This window comes from Novosphingobium sp. 63-713, assembly GCF_001898925.1.
GTDB lineage: Bacteria > Pseudomonadota > Alphaproteobacteria > Sphingomonadales > Sphingomonadaceae > Novosphingobium.
The window spans coordinates 258,981-279,315 of the sequence record NZ_MKVS01000005.1 but is presented as its reverse complement, the minus strand read 5'-3'; the positions used below and the strand labels follow the sequence as shown (position 1 = coordinate 279,315).

Genomic DNA, 20,335 nt, shown 5'->3' with positions numbered 1-20,335 from the left:
TCACCGCTTTTCGAATTGGGGCATGACATAATAGGGTGGTGTTTCGCGCCCGTCCCGTTCGATCGGCGGCACGCCGGTGGTCGAGATGTAATGGGCCATCAGATTGTCGGCCATGGCGTTGCGGACCTTGGCCAGTTTGGGATCATCGATCAGGTTGCGCAGTTCAAGCGGGTCGCGCTTGCGGTCATAGAGTTCGTACTGCCCGCCCGGACGCGCCACGAATTTATGAGTCTGGGTGGTCACGGCGGCGGCGCGGCGGACGGTGGCGGGCTGGCCCACCTGCAGGTCGTGCTTGGCGGTATAGAGATTGGCGGGCCCTTCCATTGCCGGTTCAAAGGCCTGCGGCTCGAACGTGTCATAGCCCGCCTCGGTATAGGCGGCGCGGGTGGGGTCGCCCGCCGCGCCCATGATCTGGGGCACCAGGCTGCGGGCGAAATGGGTATGCCGGGCCTGCACATGGCCCGCTTCCAGCATCGTGGCCATCACGTCATAGAGTTCGACCATTTCGGGCACCACATGGCCCTGCGCCCCGCCGGGCATACGGATCATCAACGGGACATGGGTCAGATTGCCCTCCAGCCCGCCCGGCCATTTTTCGACCATGCCGTAATCGCCCGCATAATCGCCATGATCCGAGGCGGCGATGACCATCGTGTCCTTTGCCCGTCCGGTGCGCTCCATCGCCTCCATCAATTGGCCGAACAGCCAATCGGCATAGCTGACCTGACCGTAATAGGTGGCGCGGATCTGGCGGAAATCGGCATCGGTGGCCTGATCGAGGTGATAGGCCTTGCGCACCGCCTCATGAAACATCGGCTTTTGGGCCAATCCGGGCGGGGCCAGCGGCGGCAGGCTTTCCGGCTTGTAGAGATCGTGGAAGCCCTGTGGCGCCAGATAGGGCGGATGCGGCTGATTGAGGGCGATGAACAGACAGAAGGGTTTGTCCTGTTCGCCCCGTTCAAGGATGCGGATCGCCTGCTGGATCAGCAGATAGTCCGAAGTGGCCTTGGGATCGACCTTGGCGTTGATCAGCATCAGGTTGGGCTTGCCCGTATCGAAGGCAGGACCACGCCCTCCCGCACGCGCCCATGTGTTCACCTCGCCATGCCATTCGGTCAGGCTGAGCGGAAAGCTCTCGGGCGCCAGCGCGTCATTCTTGCCCAGCCAGAACGTGTCATAGCCGCCATCCTTGAGATAGCGGAACAGATTGGGTTCGTCGCGGCGCAGGAAGTAATAGAGGCTGCGATGGCCGGTGTTCGACACCGGCAGGCCCGTCAGCAGGCTGCACCGTGACGCGCCGCATACCGGATGCTGGACATGGCAATCGGCAAAGCGCGTGCCCTGCCGGGCAAAGGCATCCAGATTGGGCGTTTTGCACACAGGATTGCCATAGGAACCCAGCGCGTCGGCGCGGCATTCATCCATGAAGAACAGGATCATGTTGGGCCGCCGGGCGCCGTCTTTGGGCGCGGCCATCGCCGGGCCGAACATCGCCCCGGCCAGCCCCCCGGCCACGCCGCCCAGCACATCCCTGCGCCCCAGATGGATGGATTTGCGTATTGGGTCAGACATGACTTTCTCCTCAATCCCTGAGAGCGCCGCCGGTTGGCCGGGGCTGGTTTTCCTTGCGAAAGAATTCGAACTTTGCGCGGTCGGGCCATGGCGCGGGCTTTGCCGAGGCGCCAAGTTGCAGCAGAATCGGCGAGGCCGCCACATAGGGCCGCCAGTGCAGGGCGGGCGTATCGGGATTGCCGGTCCGGGCAAAGGCAATCAGCGATTGCGTCATCGCCTTGCTGAAGGCGACATCATCGGCCGTCCATGCGCGGGTCTTGCGATAGAGGTTGAAGCTTTCCAGTGTGCCCAGCCAGAAGGGAACCTCGGATGTGTGATAGGCCCCCGCCGTGGCCGGATCGAGGTCGGAAAAAGCGGCCCCGGCCGCATAGGTGTGGGGGCGGGCGAATTCATAGGAATAGACCCGAGCATGGCCATGGGCGGTCATGGCATCGGCCCACAGACCCATTGAGGAGGCCATCGTGCTGTCGCGGTCGGCGGCGCGGGCAGAATCGCGCGCTTCGCCATCATTTCCGGCCGGATAGAGCGCCAGGAACTCTGCCGCGCGGGCTCCGTATCGCGCCTCGACCTTGGCGCGATAATCGGCCAGATCGCGCACCGGGCCCAGCCCGCCAAAGGATTCATCATGGGTAAAGCCGATCAGGGCGGGCACATCATGATGCGCGCCGCGGGCCAATGTCTGCTCGATGCTCTGGGGCAGGACATAGCCATCCTGCGAAGGCCCGATCTTGGGCCCGTCGGGCGTGCGAGGCACGACGATCCTGTCGGCGGGCATCGCGCGCAATTCGGCAAGGCTCTTGGCGCGCAGGACCGATTGCAGCTTTACCCCCTCGCGCTCCGCCTCGGCCAGCGGCGGGGTGGCGCTGGGGCCGCCCGCAATGGCGCCGCTCATGCCCACCACCCGGTGAAACAGATGCGCGGTCAGCGGACTGGCCTGAAGCGCCTGCACCGACATCGAGCCTGCCGATTGACCCATGATCGTGACATTGGACGGGTCGCCGCCGAAGCGGGCGATGTTGCGCGCCACCCATTTCAGCGCCGCGATCTGGTCCATAAAGGCATAATTGCCCGAGGTCCGGTACGGCGATTCAGCCGAGAGTTCGGGATGGGCCATGAAGCCCAGCGCCCCCAGCCGATAGTTGAAACTGACGAAAACAGCGCCCTGACGGGCCACCGCCTCGCCGCCATAGATCGGCATGGCCGAGGAGCCGATATAAAAGCCGCCGCCGTGGATATAGACGATCACCGGCGCCTTTTGCAGTCCGGGCCGGGTCCAGACGTTGAGATAGAGGCAATCCTCGCTGGTGATTTCGGCGCCGGAATATTGGTTGGCGCGCAGGTTGCGCTGGGGCTGCATGCATTGCGGCGCGTGGCGGTCGGCGTGATAGATGCCCTGCCAGGCGGCCACCGGCTGGGGATCTTTCCAGCGCAGATCGCGCACCGGCGGGGCGGCATAGGGGATGCCCAGAAAGGCCTGCACACCCGAGGCCAGATGGACCCCCTCGACCCGGCCGCCCTCGGTCATGGCCGCAGGCGGGGGGACGGGGGCGGCAGAAGCGGCGGAAACCGGGGCAAGCAGCAAACAGGCAAGAGCAAGCCGGAACGTCATGGCGGTGGCACCTTTGACCAGAATGGAAGCATAGGCCGTTGGCGCCAGCCCCGCCCCCCAGCGGTGCCGGCGCCTGCCGGGCGAAATGGCCGCCCGGCCCGAGATCAGAACCGGAAGCGCACGCCGCCCTTGTAGGTGCGCCCCATCAGGTCATAGTAGGCGCTGCCGTTGGCGGGCAGCGGCGGGTCCTTGTCCAGCAGGTTGGCCACGTTGAAATAGACCATATAGCGGCCATCCGGGCCAAAGCTGTAGCGCAGGCCAAGGTCGACATAGGCCACCGCCGGGATGTTGTTGTTGCTGATGCTGGTGCTCAGCGCGGGGTTGTATCCGGCCTGATCGGGCCCGAACAGGCCATTGTTCTGGTGCGAGGGCGAGACGTAGCGGATATTGCCGTTGATGCCAAAACCGCCCACTTCGTAATCCAGCGTGGTGTTGACCAGCCATTTGGGCAGGCCCGCCGGACCGCCAAAGGCCGCCCCCGTTTGCCCCGCGCGGTCGATGCCGTTGGGGAAGAGGGTGGAAATATCGGTCGAGGACCAGAACGACATCACATGCGTTGCCAGCATGTTGACCGTCAGGCGGCCCTTCAGCCCGAATTCCTCCATGGGCTGGCGATAGGTGGCCTGGAAATCCAGACCCTTGGTGCGAAACACCGCCACATTGGCCGTCACGCCCTGCACACCCGTCATCTGCCCGGCCACGGGGTCATTGTTGGCAAAGCTGATGAGCGAGCACCACGAATTGCCGGTATAGGACCCGCCGATGAAGCAGTTGTTGACCACGCCCTGCGTGCTGGTCGAGGTGATCGCGCCTTCGATGCGGATGTTGTAGTAATCCGCCGACAGGTTGAGCTTGCGGAAGAACGAGGGCCGCCAGGTCACACCCACGGTCTGGGTGGTGGAGGTTTCGGGCTTCAGATTGGGATTGCCGCCCACGATGAAACCGGCATTGTTGGTGGGCCGCGCCACGCCGCTGCGCGGATCGGTGGGCAGGGGCAGGGATTGGGTCTGGGGCGTGTAAAGCTCGATCAGGTTGGGCGCGCGGATATCGCGCGAACGCGTCGCGCGGAACATCAGCCCGTCCACCACTTCCCAGGTCAGACCCGCCTTCCAGGTCGTCACGCTGCCCGATGTGCTGTAATCGGTGATGCGGGCCGCGCCGTTGAACTCGATCTTTTTGGCAAAGGCCATGTCGCGCGCCAGCGGCACGATGGTTTCGACATAGGCTTCCTTCACGTTCTGGCTGACCGTGGGCAGCGACGAACCGGTGCCCGAGAGCCACCCGGAAGCCTGCGAAAGCGCATCGGTCACCAGACGCACCGATTCCTTGCGATATTCCGCGCCCACGCCCACCGAAACCGGCCCGGCCCAGGTCGAGAAAGGCTCGCCCTGAAGATTGGCGGCAACGTCATGCAGCACGGTCTTGCCCGAACCGGTGGCGGTGCCAAGGATATAGCCTGCCGCCGCCGCAGAGACGTTCGGGCTGCCCAGAATATTGATCGGCGCGCATCCCGCCGCCACCGCCGCCGCGTTGCGGCAAACGATCTGGCCGCCCACATTGACCGCATCCAGCGCATTGCGGAAATTGGCACTGTTGAACGTGTTGGCGATGGTGACATGCGATGTGTTCTGGCCGAACAGATAGGACACGTCCCATTTCCAGTTCGTTCCAAACCGGCCCTTCAGCCCGGTCTGCACGCGCACCAGTTCATTCTGGATGGTGCGGACGCTGGGGCCGAAACCCTGGCCCGAATAGCCGATCGACAGGCCGCCTGCCGGGACCAGCGCCAGTTGCGCCGGGGTCAGCGCCTGCGCCAGATAGGCGTTGTCCTTGGCAATGGTCAGCCCCGGCCCCGCGCCCGCGCCATCGCGACGGATGATGAGAATGCCGGTCGTTTTCACATTGGAATAGAGCGGCTCGACATAGGCCGTCAGATTGTCGTTCACATCGAACGAAACCTTGCCCATCGCGTTGTAGCGCGTCTGGGCCGGGCGCAATTGCTGGGTGTTCAGGTTGTTGATGCCCGCGGCCGCATTGGCGGCAAGGCTGCTGGGGGTGAAGAAATCGAGGCTGGCGGTCATGTTGCTCAGGCCGCGATTGAAGGTCGTGGTGGTGACCCCGCCATTGGCGCCCGGTACAAAGGCCAGCCCCTGCAGAGCGCCCGGCGTCAGGATCAGGCCACCGCTGGTGGCGGTGCCGAAATAATTGCCATAGGGGGCAAGGATCGTGTTGGGCGTGCCGGTCGGGCGGTTGGTGATGGTGGCGTTGTTCCACGCATCGCGGCCCCATGCGCGGGCGGTGTTATAGGCCGCCGTGCCGCCATCGTCATTATATTCGCCGCCCACCACGATATGACCCCGGCCATCGGCGAATTTCGCGCCATAAGCCAGCGTGGCGAACTTGTTTTTGGCATCGCCATAGCGGGTTTCGCCATATTGGGCCGAACCCTTGAGGCCGACAAAGCGGTCATCGATCTGGAAATTGATGACGCCCGCGATCGCGTCTGAACCATAAGCCGCCGAAGCGCCGCCCGTCACCACATCGGAATTCTTGATGAGGACAGTGGGGATGGTGTTAAGGTCCGTCGTGCCCGCCGTGGTGGTGACACCGGGCACCATGGTTTGCGGCATGCGCCCGCGATCCAGCAAAACAAGCGTGCGGATCGGCCCCAGACCGCGCAGGTCCGCCAGAAACGCACCCGTATTGCCCAGACCGCCCGCATTGGGCGAAACCGCCGCGCGGAATGCGGGCACTGCGTTCAGCGCGTCGCCGATGTTGACGGTGGCGCGTTGCTGAATGAACTCCTGCCCGATCACGGTGGTGGGCGTGGGGGCGGTATAGCCGTCGCGGGCAATGCGCGTGGCGGTCACCACGATGTCGGATGCGGCGGGCGTGTTGTCCTGTCCGGCCGTTCCAGACGCGGGCGCGGTTTGCGCCAAGGCAGCCACAGGCAGGGAAACCGCGGCGGCTCCGATCAGCCAGGCAAGGCGCCGGGCCGAAGCCCGTTGCGCCATGGTGCGCGCCGGCAAGCGGGATGAAAGCTCGTGATAGCTCATTTCAAGTCCTCCCATGCTGGCTTCTCCAAAAGCCATTTATTGGTTTGACCTGTTTCTAGCTTTCTGGTTTGATTGACGATAACGCTAATTCTTTGTGTATGATGATCGATAAAAGTGATGGATGGGTCGGCCCCGGTTAGAGGTGAATCGCGAGATTGTTAATTAAGTATATGTTTTTAAATGATAAATATATGATGCGGGCGGGAGCGGGCAGCGGACGATTCATATTTTTAACACTGATGACCGATGAAGATGAGAAGGGGGAAATCGACAGGATGGCGATCTTTGTCTATCCAATTTCCCCTTATTGCTCAGCCATGCACGATTGAACGCCGGGTGTTCGCCTTGCTTTTGCAGGCGGCGCAATCCGGAGATAAAACAAAGCGGCCGGAAAGGAATGGATCCTATCCGGTCAAGGCGGCAGAGGGCAAACCATGCGACTAGACCAATTTGACCTGAATCTCCTGATCGCCTTCGATGTGTTGCTTCGCGAACGCAGCGTCACAAAAGCGGCCAACAGCCTGCATATGACGCAGTCGGCCATGAGCGCGGCGCTCAAACGGCTGAGGGAATCCTTCAACGACGATATTCTGGTGCAGCATGGCAAGAAAATGATACCCACCGCGCGCGCCATCGCTCTGGCCCCGGAAATCAGTGCGACCATTCAAAGCCTGCGCAACCTGATTGCATCCGCCACCGGGTTTGACCCTGCCGTCTCGGCCCGGCGTTTCCGTATTGCAGCATCCGACTATATCACGACCGTGCTGATCACCCCGCTGTTGACGAGATTGCAGCAGAGCGCCCCGTTGATCGAATTCGAACTGCTGCTGCCCGGCCTACATTCCAGCCGCGCGATGGACGATGGAGAACTTGATCTGCTGCTCACGCCGCAGCAATTTCTGGCCCCGGATCACCCCAGTGATTTCCTGTTCAGCGAGCGCCATGTGGTAGTGGGATGCCAAAGCAATCCGGTCCTGCAAAAGCCGCTGACGCTGGAGGCTTTTGAGGGGTGCGGCCATGTCGCCGTGGAAATTCAGGGCCATCCTGTCTTTATCGAGGCGGCCGTCAAGGCAGCCGGTGAATGTCGGAAGATCGAGGTGGTGGCCTCATCTTTCCTTCAGGTGCCGTGGCTGCTGCGAGGCACGAACCGGTTGGCGCTGGTCCATGAACGCCTGGCCGTGCTGCTTGAAGGTCCCTTTTCGCTCGCCATTGCGGATTGCCCGATCAATCTGCCCGCCATGAACGAAATGATGCAGTATCATTCGGCCAGAGCGGGCGATCACGGCCTGCTCTGGCTGCGCGAGCGTCTGCGCGAGGCGGCGCGCGACAGTATTCCTTTGCGGCCCTCTCATCCCGCAACAGCATGAGAGGACTCACCCCCTCTTAGATCAGCCGCGCCAGCCATTTTTGGGCCAGCACACTCCATTGCCCCGCAGACCCATTGGCCGGGCCGATGCCGAAACCGTGCTTTCCTTCGGCAAACAGGTGCATTTCGGGCGCATGGCCTGCCTTGGTCAGAGCATCGGCCATCATCAGGCTGTTCTGATAAGGCACCGCGTCATCATCCAGCGCATGGACCAGAAACACCGGCGGCGTCTGGGCCGAAACATGCTGAACGGGCGAGCGCCGCGCGATCAGACCTGCATCGGGCGCCGGGCCAAGCAGCGTCTGGGCCGACCAGACATGGGTATAGGGCGCCACCATGCTGATCACCGGATAGACCAGAATCACGGCATGGGGCCGTGCCTCCAGCCTGTCGATCGCGTCGACCGGCGGGGCCAGTTTTTCATCAAATCCGGTCAACAGCGAGGCGGCCAGATGGCCCCCGGCGGAAAAGCCGATGACGGCGATGTTCGGGTCTGAAACTCCATCCTGCGCCGAGCGTGAACGGATCATCCGCATCGCGCGCTTGGCATCCATCAGCGGCACGTCGGCGCGATCGGCCCAGCCTTCGCCGGGCAGGCGATAGACCAGAACATAGACATGGTAGCCCGCCGCATTGAACACGCGGGCCACATCGACGCCTTCGTTGCGGATCGAGACGAAATTATACGCTCCGCCCGGAATCACCAGCAGGGCCTTGCCATTGGGCTGGGGCGAGCGAAACAGGCGCAATTCCGGTTCGGCAATATTGCTCAGAAATGTCTGCGGCCAGTCGGCGCGGCGCTCGCGGGGGGCAAAACCCTTGCCCGGAACGCCCGTTGGCCACAAAGGCACGCGCTGCGCCTCGATCCATGGCCCGGGCAGGGGGCCGCCGCCTTCGGGGATCAGCAAAGGTGCGGCGGCTTGGGCGGGCTTGGTCATGACGGCTCCGGCAAGGGCGGCAAATCCGGCCTGAATTGTGCGGCGTCGGTTCCAGAACAGGGGGCTTTCCTTTCGTCACACATCGGGGCGCGGCAAGAGGCCGCCGACCGAACATGGTCGAGCGGCCCCCAATTGCCAAGATGGTTTCAGTATTTGAAGCCGATCCGTACGCCATAGGTGCGCGGCGGGGCATAGCTGGCCGTGGTCGAACTCCACACCGGGACCACGGTGGTGGCGATGCGGCGGTCCTCCACATTGTTCATGAACAGGTTGATATAGGCATGGCCGCCGGGTTCGTCATAGCGCAGGTTGAGATCGGTTTTGGTATAGCCCGCGATGCGGCCCTGCACGGCATTGTCGCTGCTGGCAAAGGTTTTGGACTGGGCATAGAAATCGACCGACGGCGTGATCTTGCCGCCCGATGCCAGATCAAACGCGTGGGCATAGCTGAAGCGGGCGGAAAATTGCGGCGCATTGGTCAAACGCTTGCCGGAATAATCCGCCGAGGCCGAGGGAATTGCGGCATAGCCAAGGATCGGTGCAAAGATGTTGTACATCGTATCGGCCGAATGCAGATTGTCCGAGGCGCCGGGGAAGCTGACATATTCGGCCACCATATAGGCCACATAGCCCGAGAACGTGTCATTGCGGGTGGGGCGATACGAGGTTTCCAGATCGACGCCGCGAATGCGCGCCTTGGCCGCATTGGTGGTGACGGCAATCGGCCCCTGCACCGGATCGACCACGATGGAGGAAACCTGAAGGTTCCGGTAATCCATCTGATAGCCGGTCAGCCCGATGAACAGACGATCACCCAGCAATTTGGCGCGCAGGCCCACTTCATAATTGGTGACGGTTTCGGGCGCATATTGGCGATAGGCGACAGGATTGCCGCTGGATTGCAGGCCCCCGCCGCGATAGCCGGTCGACACCGTGGCATAGGCCAGAATGCCCGGCGTCAGGTCGTAATCAAGACCCGCCTTCCAGCTCACCTTGCTGAAACTGGCGGCGGCGCGGCCCCGATCATCGGTATAGGCGATGGCAAAGCCGCCGGGGCATGAGGAGGCGTTGATATTGGCCCGCGTGACCGTGGCGCCGGGGCAGACCAATTGCTGTTCGCGCCCGTTCACATCATCCCATGTGGCGCGCACGCCCGCCGTGGCGCGCAGGCGGTCGGTCAGCGAGAAGGTGCCTTGTCCGAACAGGGCGCGCGATTTGCTGCCCTCGCCGGAATAGGTGTTGACCACGTCCACGGCGTTAATCGTGCCGATCTGATTGCCGGTGCTGGCCACCAGCGGGCCGAAGATGTTGTAGACGGAGGCGAAAGGCGCGGGCGCGGTGTTGCCCGCATGCAGCAGACGCTGGCCCGAGGGGATCTCGTCCTGATAGATATAGGCGCCCGCCACCAGCTTGACCGGCCCGCGCTGGAAATTGACATCCAGTTCGTGCGACCAGCTGTTGGTCTTGTGGTTGATATATTCCTGCGAAAACACGCCAGAGGCCGCCGCCACGCCATTGTTCACCAGCGAGGAGTAACCCGCCAACCAAGTCAGGCTCAGGCTGTCGGTCGCCTGCCACATCAGCTTGGAGCGCACATCATAGCTTTTGACATTGATACGGTTGTTGCGGACCTGATCCAGCCCCGGGTTGATCGTGTCAAAGCTGGTGGGGATGATCGTGACCGGGCCGAACGTGCCGGTGGTCAGATTGGCCTGCGGATAGTAATTGTAATTGCGCAGATAGACGGCGGGCACCGTGCCGTTGTTTTCGGCATAGGAGCCCGACACGCGCCATGTCAGGCGGGGGGTGATGGCCCATTTGGCGGTCAGCCGCACGCCGCCCAGATCGGTCTGGTCAAAACGCGCGGTGCCCAGTTGCGGGCCATAGCCGTCATTGATCTGGCGGAAGGCGGCGATGCGCAGGCCGAACGTATCGCTGACCGGCAGGTCGACGGCGGCCTGGGCGCGGATCTCGTTGAAGCGGCCATATTGCAGGCTGGCGCTGCCGCCCAGATGCTTGCCCGGATCGGCGGTGTTGATGTTGACCACGCCCGCCGTGGCGTTGCGGCCATAAACGGTGCCCTGCGGTCCGCGCAGCACCTCGACCGAGCCGATGTCGAACATCGCCAGACCCAGCGCCACCGAGGAGGGATTGTAGATCCCGTCAAACTGCGTGGCGACGGTGGAATAGCCGGAAAAGCCATTGTTGCTGCCGATGCCGCGGATGGCAAAGCCGTTCTGGCTGAGCTGCAGCGAAGGCACGGTGGAGACCAGCCGGTCGGCGCTGGTGATCGATTGGCGGTCGAGCGCGGCCTGCGAAACCACGCTGACGGCGATCGGCGCCTTGGAAATCTTTTCGCTGCTCTTTTGCGCCGTCACCACGATTTCGGTGGTGAGCTGGTCATTGGCGGCGGCCGCATCCTGCGCAAGGGCAGGGGTGGCCAGAGGAAACAGTGCGGCGCTGGCAAGCAAGATGGCGGAATATTTCATGGCGTCCTCCCGGGGTCATACCTGTGTTTTTCCGGCGCCGGGGGCGGCGCCACTCTCCTTACGGCTGCTGCAACGAGTCGCTGCTATTGCACAACCGATTGCGCATCTGTTACAATCGATAGCATTCGTTGCCTAGAGGGAATTTTCTGCGGGTGATTCCAGTGTTTGGCCACGGAAATATCGGTCTAAATAACTGATAGTATGTATCTATTTTTGATCCGCCGTTGTGGGGGAGGGATTTTTATGAACAAACGTTTGCAACATGTGGCTGATTCGCCTCACCCCTTGGCCTTTTGCTGGACCGCCGCCCATATGTCCGCGCTGCGTCCGAACGGCGCCAACACCATCCCCGGCTTTACCCACGAGGAATGTGCGTCGCGCCTTCCCGGCCTGGATATTTGGGACATGTGGCCCGTCGAAAATCTCGAGGGCCATGCACACACCTTTGCGCAAGGCTGGCTCTGGCTGGCGCTCGCCGCGCCGGTTTTGCCTGACCCAGAGGACCGCCATGCCATCGCCCGCATCCATCTTTTGCTGCAGATGATCGACGGCTCCGGCTGGGTCGATTGCGGCCCGGCCTTTCCCGATGGCCACACGCCGGGCAGCCGCGAATGGTCGGGCAGCGCGCTCTATGATGCAGCGGATCGGCGCGTCCTATGCTGGTTCACCGCCGCCGGGCGCCGCGACGAAACAGTGCCCACGTTCGAGCAGCGCCTGTTCCTGACGGAAGGGTTCCTCCATTGGCGCGGTGATGCGCCCGCCATTGAAAACTGGACCCGGCCCGAAGAAGCCGCCGCCGCCGATGGCGAAATCTATCTGCGGGTCCGGGGCAGCGAGGGTGGCGCGGGCACAATCAAGGCTTTCCGCGACCCCTGCTATTTTCAGGACCCCCGCAGCGGAGAGCATTTCCTCTTCTTCACCGCGTCAAAAGCCGCTTCCGCCTCATCATGGAATGGCGTGATCGGCGTCGCTCATTCGCTTGCCGGACCGCATGGGCCGTGGCGCCTTCTGCCCCCGGTGGTGGATGGCGATGGGCTGAACAATGAGCTGGAGCGGCCGCATATGCGCCATATCGGCGGCCTGTATTACTTGTTCTGGTCCACCCAGCGCAAAGTCTTTGCCGCAGATGGGCCGCAGGGGCCGACGGGCCTCTATGGCGTGGTGGGCGAAGGTCCGCTGGGGCCGTTTCGCCCGATCAATGGCGACACTCTCGTGGCGGGCAACCCGGAGGAAACCCCCTGGCAGGCCTATAGCTGGTGGGTTTTGGGCGACGGGCGCGTCACCAGCTTTGCCGACTTGCCCGGCATTGCGCCGGATGCCGCGCCTGCCGATGCGTCGGGCCGCCACCGCGCCTTTGGCGGCAGCCCCGCGCCGTGGTTCACGCTGCGTCTAGCGGGCGATACCAGCCGGATTCAGGTCGATTCACGCTGAATGAGCTGCGGGTCGATCAGCACGCTGCCGGTCGGCTCGCCCGCCATGCGTTTGAGCAGGAGATCGACCATCACCCGCGCGCCATGGCGCAATTGCTGGTCAATCGTGGTCAGCGGCGGCGAAACCAGCTCGCCCAGCGGCAGGCCGTCATAGCCGATCACTTTCACCTCATCCGGGACACGAAGGCCCATCGTGCCCAGCGCGCGGATCACGCTGATCGCCGTAACATCCGAGGCTGCCACAATGCCATCGGGCATGACCGGCAGCCCACGCAGCAGGCCCAGCGCATCGTCATAGGCCGCCGCCGGTTCACAATGCGATGGCATGACCTGCAATTCCTCGCCCCGCCCGGCAATCGCCAGCGCCTGACGCACGCCATCCAGCCTTGCGCCGAATTCCGGCCCCTCGACCGGGCCCAGATAGGCGATGCGTCGGCATCCCCGCTCCATCAAATGGCGTACGGCCATCATCCCGCCCGCACGATTGTCCGATCCCACCGAACAGTGGTGCTGTCCCGACACCTGACCGCCCCAGACGACCATCGGGTGATAGGCCAGCGAGGTGGCCTCGATCACCGCCAGCTGGTTGGACTGGCCGATGATCAGCACGCCATCGACCCGGCCCGAGCGCGCATAATTCTCGATCCAGCGCTCATCCGAAGGGATCACGCGCGAAAGCAGCAGGTCATAGCCCTGATCGGCCAGCGCATCGGCCAGATAGCCGCTCATCGTGTTGAAAAAAGGGTCGGACAGATGCTGGAGATCATCATGGCCCAGCGGCACCAGCATGCCCACCGTGCTGGTCTTGCGCATCCGCATGTTGCGCGCCAGCAGATTGGGCTGATAGCCCAGCTTTTGCGCCAGCGTGATGATCCGCTCGCGCGTTTTGGGGCTGACCCGGCCCGAACCGGAAAGCGCGCGTGACACCGTGCCCGCAGATACCCCCGCCAGCTCGGCCAGTTGCTTGATATTGGTCGGGCTGTTCAATCCATTGGCTCCCTGTTCATCACCGTCGTTCTATCGCCGCGCCCCATTGGGGCAAGCAAAACCGGGATCAAAGCCCGAATGCGCGCCGATAGGCGGCCGAGCGCGCGGCCAGCACTTGCCGCGATACCCATGCGCCGGGCATCACCTTGTCAAACCCGTGGAATGCGCCGGGCAGTACCAGCAGTTCGGCGGGCACGCCGCTGGCTGTCAGGCGCTGGGCATAGGCGATGTCCTCGCGGGCGAAGAGGTCGATCGAGCCCACTGCGATAAAGGCGGGCGGCAGGCCGGCCAGACTGGCGGCGCGGGCGGGCACGGCGCGGTGGGGCACATGCGCCTGACCCGGCCTTTGCCCCAAAAAGGCGCGCCAGCCATAGCGGTTGGCATCCCCATCCCACCCGATACAGCCCAGCCCCGGCGCGGGATTCCATGTCGATCCGGTCCGGTCGTCCAGCATCGGATAGATCAGGCATTGGAACGCCACCGGCACCTCGCCGCGATCACGCGCGGTCCGGGCCAACAGCGCGGCATGGCCGCCGCCCGCGCTTTCGCCCGCCACCGCGATCCGCGCCCGGTCCACGCCCAACGCGGCGGCCTGACGATACAGCCAGAGCAGGCCCGCATAGGTCTGCTCCATCGAAACCGACCATGGCGCTTCGGGCGCGAGGGAATATTCGACCGAGACGATGACGCAATCCAGCTCACGCGCGAGATCGATCAGCCCGCCGATTTCCAGCAAAGCCGAGCCGGTGATGAAGCCGCCGCCATGCGTGTGCAAGATAGCGGGGCGCGCCGCGCCGTCGGGTTTTTCATTCAGGACATAGAGTTTCACCTCACCCAGTCCCTTGCCTACAGGCGCCATGACGGTGCGGACCGGCACGGCGGGACGATCGGGCATTTGCGCCTTGGCAATGGCGGCGCGCAGCATGGGCAATTTGGACGGGCCCATCGGATAAAAGCCGCTGGTCATGGCAATGATCTGTTTGGCCGCCCCGCGCAGTTCCGGATCGACAAAGGGGAGGCCCGCAGCCGCGCCCGTTTCCTTGGCGCTCAGCGATCCGCCCGGCAGCATGGCGGCCCCGGCGCATGTCATCCAGCGCAGGGCGGTCCGCCGGTCCGGGGCGAAAATGTTCTTGTCCATCTCAGTCATCCTTGGAATGCACAAACGTTTGCCTTACCATAGCTGACAATCACAACTGATGGGAGACTCTATCGTGCCTGTTCTGAAAATCGCCGCTTTGGCCCTGTCCCTGGCGCCGGTGGCTGTGGCGGCGCAAAGCGCGCCGCCCGCGCCGCAACTGGAATTCATGTTCGAGGCCGAGGTGTTGCTCGCCCCGCGTGTCGAGGTCGGTGGCACCGCCTTTGGCCAGCGCGGCTATATCCCCATCATCGGCGGCACATTTTCCGGCCCCGCCATCAAGGGAAAGGTGGTGCCCGGCGGATGGGACTGGCAATTGCAGACCTCGGCGGGATGCAGCAGCCTGCATGCCGATTATTTCCTGCAGACCGATGATGGCGTAATGTTCAACGTGGTCAACCATGGCCAGTTCTGCCTTGAAAAGGGCCAGCCTTTCACGCCCGCCTTCACCCAGCCCCGCTTCGAGGCGCCGATGGGGCGCTATGGCTGGCTCAACCATGGCGCCTGGATCAGCCGGTTGGAGGGGGGCAAGGATCCCGCGCATCCCTCGGTGGTGATCCGTTTCTATCGGGCGCGCTGATCCTCAACTGCAGACAAAGCTTTCCGCCTTTTCCGGGTCGCCATGGCCGCGATAGCGGGCGATCTTGGGGAAGGCGCAAAGCGGTCGCTCACGCCCCGGAAAGGGCGACGCAGGGCCAGCGCGGGCGATGATCCTTTCGGGCGCGTGTTGTTGCTCAACCCATGCGACCATGGCGTCAAAGGCGGCATATTGATCGGTGGCGGGGCCGCCGGTGCAATGGTTCATGCCCGGCACGGCGAAAAAGCGCGTATTGGCCCGCGCCGCATCGCCGCCCCGCGCCAGCATCGCGCGATACCAGTCCAGCGTGTCGGCGATGGAGAAGACCGGGTCCGACCCGCCATGCAGCACCATCAGCCGCCCGCCATGGCCCAGAAAGCTCGAAAGGTCGGTCGAGCGGGCCGAAATATCCTCCCACCCTGATGTCGCGAAATCGCCGCCGCGCGCCAGAATGCCCTGCTCGGCCCGGTCCAGATCGAGCGCCATCTGAAAGGCCAGACCACCCTCGGCGCCCGGCGCCAAAGCCTGCGGCGGCACCGAGAAGATCGAGGCCAGCGCGCCCGCCCCCATCAGCATGTTGAGCGAGGGAACGCGCCCGTCCGGCGTCCCCAATTGCCAGATGCGCCAGTCCGCCGCGCCCCATCCGGCATCCCAGGGGAAGCCGGGATAGATGCCTTGTCCCCGGCTGTTGCGCGGGCCGCCGTTGACGCGCTGCAGGGCGGTGATCTGCTCGCCGGTAAGGCAGGTGTCGGTCTTGGCGCCCTTGCACCGGATGGCGTTGAAGGCGGGCAGGACCCGCGCCGAAGTGCATTGGCCCACGGCCAGAATCATGCCGTCGGCCAGCCCGTCCAGCCGGTCGCAGGCGCGCAGCATGGCCCGCCGCGCAAGGGCAAAATCGGCATCGGAAAAGCCCTGCGCGATATTGAGCGGGGTGAGCGGGCCATGGCCATTGGCGGCCGAGAAGCTGAAGCTCTTGGTGTTCCACGCCTCGCCGATCGCAGCGCGGGGCAGGGACAGGCCCGGCGCCGTCACCACCACGCCGTCAAACAGGGTGGGGTATCGCTGCACCAGCGCCAACCCTTCCTGACCGCCTTTGGAGCAGCCGACGAAATAGCTGCGGCGGGGCGCTTTACCATAGCGGGCGGCGATCACCTTGCGCGCAGCCAGCACCGATTTTTGCAGTGAGGCATGGCCGTAATTGGTGCGGGCCAAGGGGTCGAAGCCAAAGGCCAAGGTGCCGCCGCGTTTGGGGTCGAAATTGGCCTTGTTATCGTGGCCCGAATCCTGCGACAGCACCGCATAGCCCCGCGCCAGCGCCGGAGGCGAGATGCCCATGGCCCCCAACGCATCGCCCAGATCACCGTCGCTGCCGCCGCCGCCCTGAAAGAAAAGGCCGCCGTTCCATGCCTCTGGCAGGCGCAGGTGAAAGCGGATGGCATAGTCCTGACCATCGCGTCCCACGCGCTGTTCGGTATGGCCGATCACTTCGCAATGGGCGGGCAGGATCGGAGCGGGGGGCGGGGTCATGCCGGGCGGTACGAGCGCGGCAGGGCCGGGACCTGCGGGATGGGCCTGCGCCGTTTCGATCACAAGATCGGGTAGGGCACCCTGCTCCAGTCCTTTGCACAATTGCTCTGCCCCGGTCGATGCCCTGGCCGAGGGGGTGCCCAAGACAAGGAGGGGCAGGATCGGGGTAAGGTACCGGAGGCGGATGGTGCGTTTCGGGGGCGATCTCATGCGGCGCAGGCTATCATGCGCAAAGGATTGCGCAAGGTCATTTTTGTATAGGCGCGCGCTGCCGTTCAGGCGTTTGGGGCCGGACCGCTCAATTTCTGCGCCGCCTTGGTGAAAAAACCGCGCAGGGTCTCGGCATGGTCGCGTGCCAATTGCGGGGAAAGGTAGAGCCTTGTCTGCCACACGCCCAGTTTCTGCACCTCTTCCAGAATGCCCGAGGGATCGAGCGAAGTCACGATGCTCGAGAGCACAACCAAAGCGCCCACGCCCTCGCTGGCCATGCGGATGGCCACATCGTGAAAGGGATAATGGCCTGCGATGCGAAAGTGGACCCCGGCATGGCGCAAGTAGCGGATCTGCGATGCGGCATCAGGCTGATCGCTGTTGGGCAGGATCAGGTCGATCGGCTGTGCCGGGTTGGCCCTGATCCGCGCGGCGATGGCGGCGCAGGCATAGATGCCCATGTCGGTCTGCGCCAGCACCTGCGATTGCGGCAATTCCTCTGCTGAACTCACATTCAGCAGGGCGCCCTGAACCTTGCCCGCCACAATCGCCTGTTTGAGCCATTTGCGCGTTTTGGGCATCACCAGATTGAGGTTGATATCGGGATGCAGGCGCAGAAATTCGGGCAGCCCCGGACGCAAGGCATCCTCCAGCAGATGCGGCCCGGTGTGGATCGTGATGCAGGTCGGCTGGGCGGGTGAGGGCGCCAGCCTTTGCCCCAGCGCCAGTCCTTGCCGGACGAACTGGATGGCCGCATCGCGAAATTCCTCGCCTTCGGGCAGCAACTGGATGGCCGCGCCTCGGCGGCGGCGGAACAGGGGGCCGCCCAATTGCTCCTCCAGCAGGCAGATCTGGTGGCTGATTGCGGCCTCGGAAATGCCCAGCGCTTCGGAGGCGCGGCGGAAGCCTTCCGCTTCGCAGACCTTCAGGAATATCTCGATCTGGCGGATGGTGAAGCGGAACATGCAGGCAGAATAACCGATAAGTCCAGCCTTGTCACTTATGACAAGGCCAGCCCCCTTTGCATGGGAGCGCCCGCCTTCCCTAGGCTGGCCATCTATCACCGACGGCAAGTTCGGGATCAGGGGAGAGGAACATGTCGAAATTTGCTGGAATGCGCTATGTCCTGTTGGCATCGGGGGCGCTGTTGCTGGCCCAGGGCGCGATGGCGCAGGAGGCCAATAAGCCCGACACCGGGGTTGCTGAAATTGTCGTCACGGCGCAATTCCAGTCGCAGAAATTGCAGGACACTCCGCTGGCCATCACGGCCATCAATGCCTCCGGGCTGGAGGCGCGTTCGATCAACCAGATTGCCGATATCAGCAACAGCGCGCCCGGCGTCCTGCTCAAACCATCGGCTGCCGCCTTTGGCCCGGCGGTCACGGTCTTCGTGCGCGGCCTGGGGCAGAGCGACAGCAGCATCGCCATGGAACCGGGCGTGGGCATGTATGTCGATGATGTCTATTACGGTTCGCTGTTCGGCGCCAATTTCGACCTGCTCGATCTGGAGCGGGTGGAGATCCTGCGCGGGCCGCAAGGAACGCTGGCGGGCAAGAATTCCATCGGCGGGGCGGTCAAACTCTACAGCCGCAAGCCCGACGGGCGCGGCGCGAATTACCTTGAGGCCAGCTATGGTTCGCGCAATCTGCTCAGCTTTCGCGGCGGGGGCGATTTCACCATCGTGCCGGACAAGCTCTATGCCCGCGCCTCGGGCGTCTATACGCGGCAGGACGGCTATGTGACGCGGCTCGATTATGGCTGCCTCCATCCGTCATCGGGGGTTCCGGCGGCGGGCATTTCCGGCAATTGCGTGCTGGGCCATGAAGGAGGCAAGAATTACGGGGGTGGGCGGCTTGCCCTGCGCTACACGCCCAATCCGCAATGGACGGTCGATCTGTCGGCCACGGTGATCAAGGACAATTCCGAGGTCGCGCCCACGGTCCTGCTGGCCGCGAACAGCACTTCGGCGGCTTATTTTGCGCCGTTTGATTCCGCGCTCTTTGTCGTGCCCACCGGGGCCAATTACAATTACGCCACCTATGCCACGCCTGCCTTCACCGACCCGACCATCTATAATGGCAAGGTGGGCGCGGGCAGCCATCCCGCGATCAGCGTGCCGAGCCATAATGACCTGCTGCAAAGCACGTTCAACGGCACGATCACATGGCGGCCGGGCGAGAACCTGACGCTGACCTCGATCACCGGCTACAGCCGCACCAATGTCAGCTATGGCATTGACGGCGATGCCAGCCCGATCACCACCCAGACCGCGCTGTATCAGGCCCGCAGCCGCCAATTCAGCCAGGAATTGCGCCTCAATGGTCGGGCACTGGGCACTTTGCTCGACTGGACCGTGGGCGGCTATTATTACCGGGCGGACAATAATTTTGCCGGGTCGAACATTCTTTATCCCGGCAAGCCGTTCGAAAACCTCAACGCGCCCGACGATGACGCGATTTCCACCAACAAGAGCGTGTTTGGTCAGGCGATCCTGCATCCGTTTTCGGGCCTGAACCTGACGGGCGGCATCCGCTATACCGGCGACACCAAGGACTACACCTATCGCCGTTACAACCCGTTCCTGCCCGGTGTGCCCACCTTTACCGCTGCGGGCGTGCTGACCGGGGTGCAGAGCCATTATCAGGCGAACAAGGTCGATTACCGGGTCAATCTGGACTATCGCTGGAATGATCAGTTGATGACCTATGCGCAGGTATCGACCGGATTTCGCGGCGGCGGCACCAATCCCCGGCCTTTCGTGCCCGAACAGGCGGTGCCTTTCTATCCCGAAACGATTACCGCCTATGAGATTGGTTTTAAAAGCGATCTATGGTCGCGGCGGGTGCGGGTCAATGGCTCGCTGTTCCTCAATGATTATTCGAACATCATCTTCACCAACACCGCGCCCACGGCCAACAGCGCGCTCAACGCCACGCCCACCAATGTCGGCTCCGCGCGCTACAAGGGCGCCGAACTGGAGGTGACCGCGCGGCCCGTGGGCGGGATGCTGATCGACGCCAGCGTCAGCTATCTGCATTTTCAACTGACCTCGATCAGCGCGGCGGGCGTGGTCATTCAGGGCGTGACGCTGGCCAATGCCGCGCCCTTTGCCCCGGCATGGAAGGCGGCGCTTGGCGCGCAATATGGGGTGGAAACCAGGATCGGCACTTTCACCCCGCGCGTGGATTACAGCTATCAATCGTCCTATTTCACCACAATTGCCAATAATCCCGAAGGGCAGGTGGGCGCCTATGGCGTCACCAACGCGCGGTTGACCTTCGATTCCCCGAACAAGGACTGGCGCCTGTCGCTGGCCGTGCGCAACCTGTTCGACACGACCTATTACAACAACAAATTCTTTAATCTGGGCATGACCCTTGCCCAGCCTGCGCCGCCGCGTGAAGTGTCCGTGACGCTGCGCCGCAATTTCTGATCATTC

The 20,335-nt window shown here is 63.5% G+C and carries 14 protein-coding genes; 5 read left to right on the top strand and 9 right to left on the bottom strand.

Annotated elements, in window-relative coordinates; translation table 11 throughout:
- The 3 genes from BGP00_RS02260 to BGP00_RS02250 form a co-directional block, all read right to left on the bottom strand.
- Nucleotides 1-1,572, bottom strand: a complete 1,572-nt coding sequence (locus BGP00_RS02260; protein ID WP_292921694.1) for a sulfatase-like hydrolase/transferase — start codon at nucleotides 1,570-1,572, stop codon at nucleotides 1-3.
- 10 nt (nucleotides 1,573-1,582) lie between these two features.
- A complete protein-coding gene (locus BGP00_RS02255; RefSeq protein WP_292921696.1) occupies nucleotides 1,583-3,181 on the bottom strand; it encodes a carboxylesterase family protein in 1,599 nt (532 codons plus the stop codon).
- Between the two features lie 104 nt (nucleotides 3,182-3,285).
- The gene (locus BGP00_RS02250) at nucleotides 3,286-6,195 is read right to left on the bottom strand and encodes a TonB-dependent receptor (protein ID WP_292921698.1); all 2,910 of its coding nucleotides are present in this window, start codon (nucleotides 6,193-6,195) and stop codon (nucleotides 3,286-3,288) included.
- 212 nt (nucleotides 6,196-6,407) lie between these two features.
- Here BGP00_RS02250 and BGP00_RS02245 point away from each other — a divergent pair, with 212 nt between their 5' ends.
- Nucleotides 6,408-6,566 (top strand): hypothetical protein, encoded by a 159-nt coding sequence (locus tag BGP00_RS02245; RefSeq protein WP_292925694.1) that lies wholly within the window; start codon nucleotides 6,408-6,410, stop codon nucleotides 6,564-6,566.
- A gap of 105 nt (nucleotides 6,567-6,671) precedes the next feature.
- On the top strand, nucleotides 6,672-7,604 hold the full coding sequence (locus BGP00_RS02240) for a LysR family transcriptional regulator (protein WP_168601619.1): 933 nt from the start codon (nucleotides 6,672-6,674) through the stop codon (nucleotides 7,602-7,604).
- 16 nt (nucleotides 7,605-7,620) lie between these two features.
- Here the strand turns inward: BGP00_RS02240 and BGP00_RS02235 are convergent, their stop codons facing one another.
- Both BGP00_RS02235 and BGP00_RS02230 read right to left on the bottom strand, forming a co-directional pair.
- Nucleotides 7,621-8,541, bottom strand: a complete 921-nt coding sequence (locus tag BGP00_RS02235) for an alpha/beta hydrolase (protein ID WP_292921701.1) — start codon at nucleotides 8,539-8,541, stop codon at nucleotides 7,621-7,623.
- A gap of 146 nt (nucleotides 8,542-8,687) precedes the next feature.
- Nucleotides 8,688-11,030 carry a TonB-dependent receptor gene (locus BGP00_RS02230; protein WP_292921703.1) on the bottom strand — a complete coding sequence of 781 codons (2,343 nt, stop codon included), beginning with the start codon at nucleotides 11,028-11,030 and terminating at the stop codon, nucleotides 8,688-8,690.
- Between the two features lie 264 nt (nucleotides 11,031-11,294).
- Here BGP00_RS02230 and BGP00_RS02225 point away from each other — a divergent pair, with 264 nt between their 5' ends.
- A complete protein-coding gene (locus BGP00_RS02225; RefSeq protein WP_292921705.1) occupies nucleotides 11,295-12,461 on the top strand; it encodes a glycoside hydrolase family 68 protein in 1,167 nt (388 codons plus the stop codon).
- Here BGP00_RS02225 and BGP00_RS02220 read toward each other — a convergent pair.
- Nucleotides 12,443-13,447 (bottom strand): LacI family DNA-binding transcriptional regulator, encoded by a 1,005-nt coding sequence (locus BGP00_RS02220; protein WP_292921707.1) that lies wholly within the window; start codon nucleotides 13,445-13,447, stop codon nucleotides 12,443-12,445. The two genes, BGP00_RS02225 and BGP00_RS02220, sit on opposite strands and share 19 nt — an antisense overlap.
- 67 nt (nucleotides 13,448-13,514) lie before the next feature.
- On the bottom strand, nucleotides 13,515-14,585 hold the full coding sequence (locus BGP00_RS02215; protein ID WP_292921709.1) for an alpha/beta hydrolase: 1,071 nt from the start codon (nucleotides 14,583-14,585) through the stop codon (nucleotides 13,515-13,517).
- Between the two features lie 73 nt (nucleotides 14,586-14,658).
- Between BGP00_RS02215 and BGP00_RS02210 the strand changes: the two genes are divergently transcribed.
- Nucleotides 14,659-15,162 carry a DUF3237 domain-containing protein gene (locus BGP00_RS02210; RefSeq protein ID WP_292921711.1) on the top strand — a complete coding sequence of 168 codons (504 nt, stop codon included), beginning with the start codon at nucleotides 14,659-14,661 and terminating at the stop codon, nucleotides 15,160-15,162.
- 3 nt (nucleotides 15,163-15,165) lie between these two features.
- On the opposite strand, the gene BGP00_RS02205 is transcribed toward BGP00_RS02210, so the two are convergent.
- Nucleotides 15,166-16,896, bottom strand: a complete 1,731-nt coding sequence (locus tag BGP00_RS02205) for a tannase/feruloyl esterase family alpha/beta hydrolase (RefSeq protein WP_292921713.1) — start codon at nucleotides 16,894-16,896, stop codon at nucleotides 15,166-15,168.
- Nucleotides 16,897-16,961: 65 nt separating this feature from the next.
- Nucleotides 16,962-17,861, bottom strand: a complete 900-nt coding sequence (locus BGP00_RS02200) for a LysR family transcriptional regulator (RefSeq protein ID WP_292921715.1) — start codon at nucleotides 17,859-17,861, stop codon at nucleotides 16,962-16,964.
- Nucleotides 17,862-17,992: 131 nt separating this feature from the next.
- Here BGP00_RS02200 and BGP00_RS02195 point away from each other — a divergent pair, with 131 nt between their 5' ends.
- Entirely contained in the window at nucleotides 17,993-20,329 is a 2,337-nt protein-coding gene (locus tag BGP00_RS02195; protein WP_292921717.1) for a TonB-dependent receptor, read from the top strand.
- Nucleotides 20,330-20,335: the final 6 nt, after the last annotated feature.

Coding starts and splice junctions, on each gene's coding strand:
- BGP00_RS02260 (WP_292921694.1), bottom strand. CDS start 1,572: ATGTCTGACCCAATACGCAAATCCATCCATCTGGGGCGCAGGGATGTG.
- BGP00_RS02255 (WP_292921696.1), bottom strand. CDS start 3,181: ATGACGTTCCGGCTTGCTCTTGCCTGTTTGCTGCTTGCCCCGGTTTCC.
- BGP00_RS02250 (WP_292921698.1), bottom strand. CDS start 6,195: ATGGCGCAACGGGCTTCGGCCCGGCGCCTTGCCTGGCTGATCGGAGCC.
- BGP00_RS02245 (WP_292925694.1), top strand. CDS start 6,408: ATGTTTTTAAATGATAAATATATGATGCGGGCGGGAGCGGGCAGCGGA.
- BGP00_RS02240 (WP_168601619.1), top strand. CDS start 6,672: ATGCGACTAGACCAATTTGACCTGAATCTCCTGATCGCCTTCGATGTG.
- BGP00_RS02235 (WP_292921701.1), bottom strand. CDS start 8,541: ATGACCAAGCCCGCCCAAGCCGCCGCACCTTTGCTGATCCCCGAAGGC.
- BGP00_RS02230 (WP_292921703.1), bottom strand. CDS start 11,030: ATGAAATATTCCGCCATCTTGCTTGCCAGCGCCGCACTGTTTCCTCTG.
- BGP00_RS02215 (WP_292921709.1), bottom strand. CDS start 14,585: ATGGACAAGAACATTTTCGCCCCGGACCGGCGGACCGCCCTGCGCTGG.
- BGP00_RS02205 (WP_292921713.1), bottom strand. CDS start 16,896: ATGAGATCGCCCCCGAAACGCACCATCCGCCTCCGGTACCTTACCCCG.
- BGP00_RS02200 (WP_292921715.1), bottom strand. CDS start 17,861: ATGTTCCGCTTCACCATCCGCCAGATCGAGATATTCCTGAAGGTCTGC.
- BGP00_RS02195 (WP_292921717.1), top strand. CDS start 17,993: ATGTCGAAATTTGCTGGAATGCGCTATGTCCTGTTGGCATCGGGGGCG.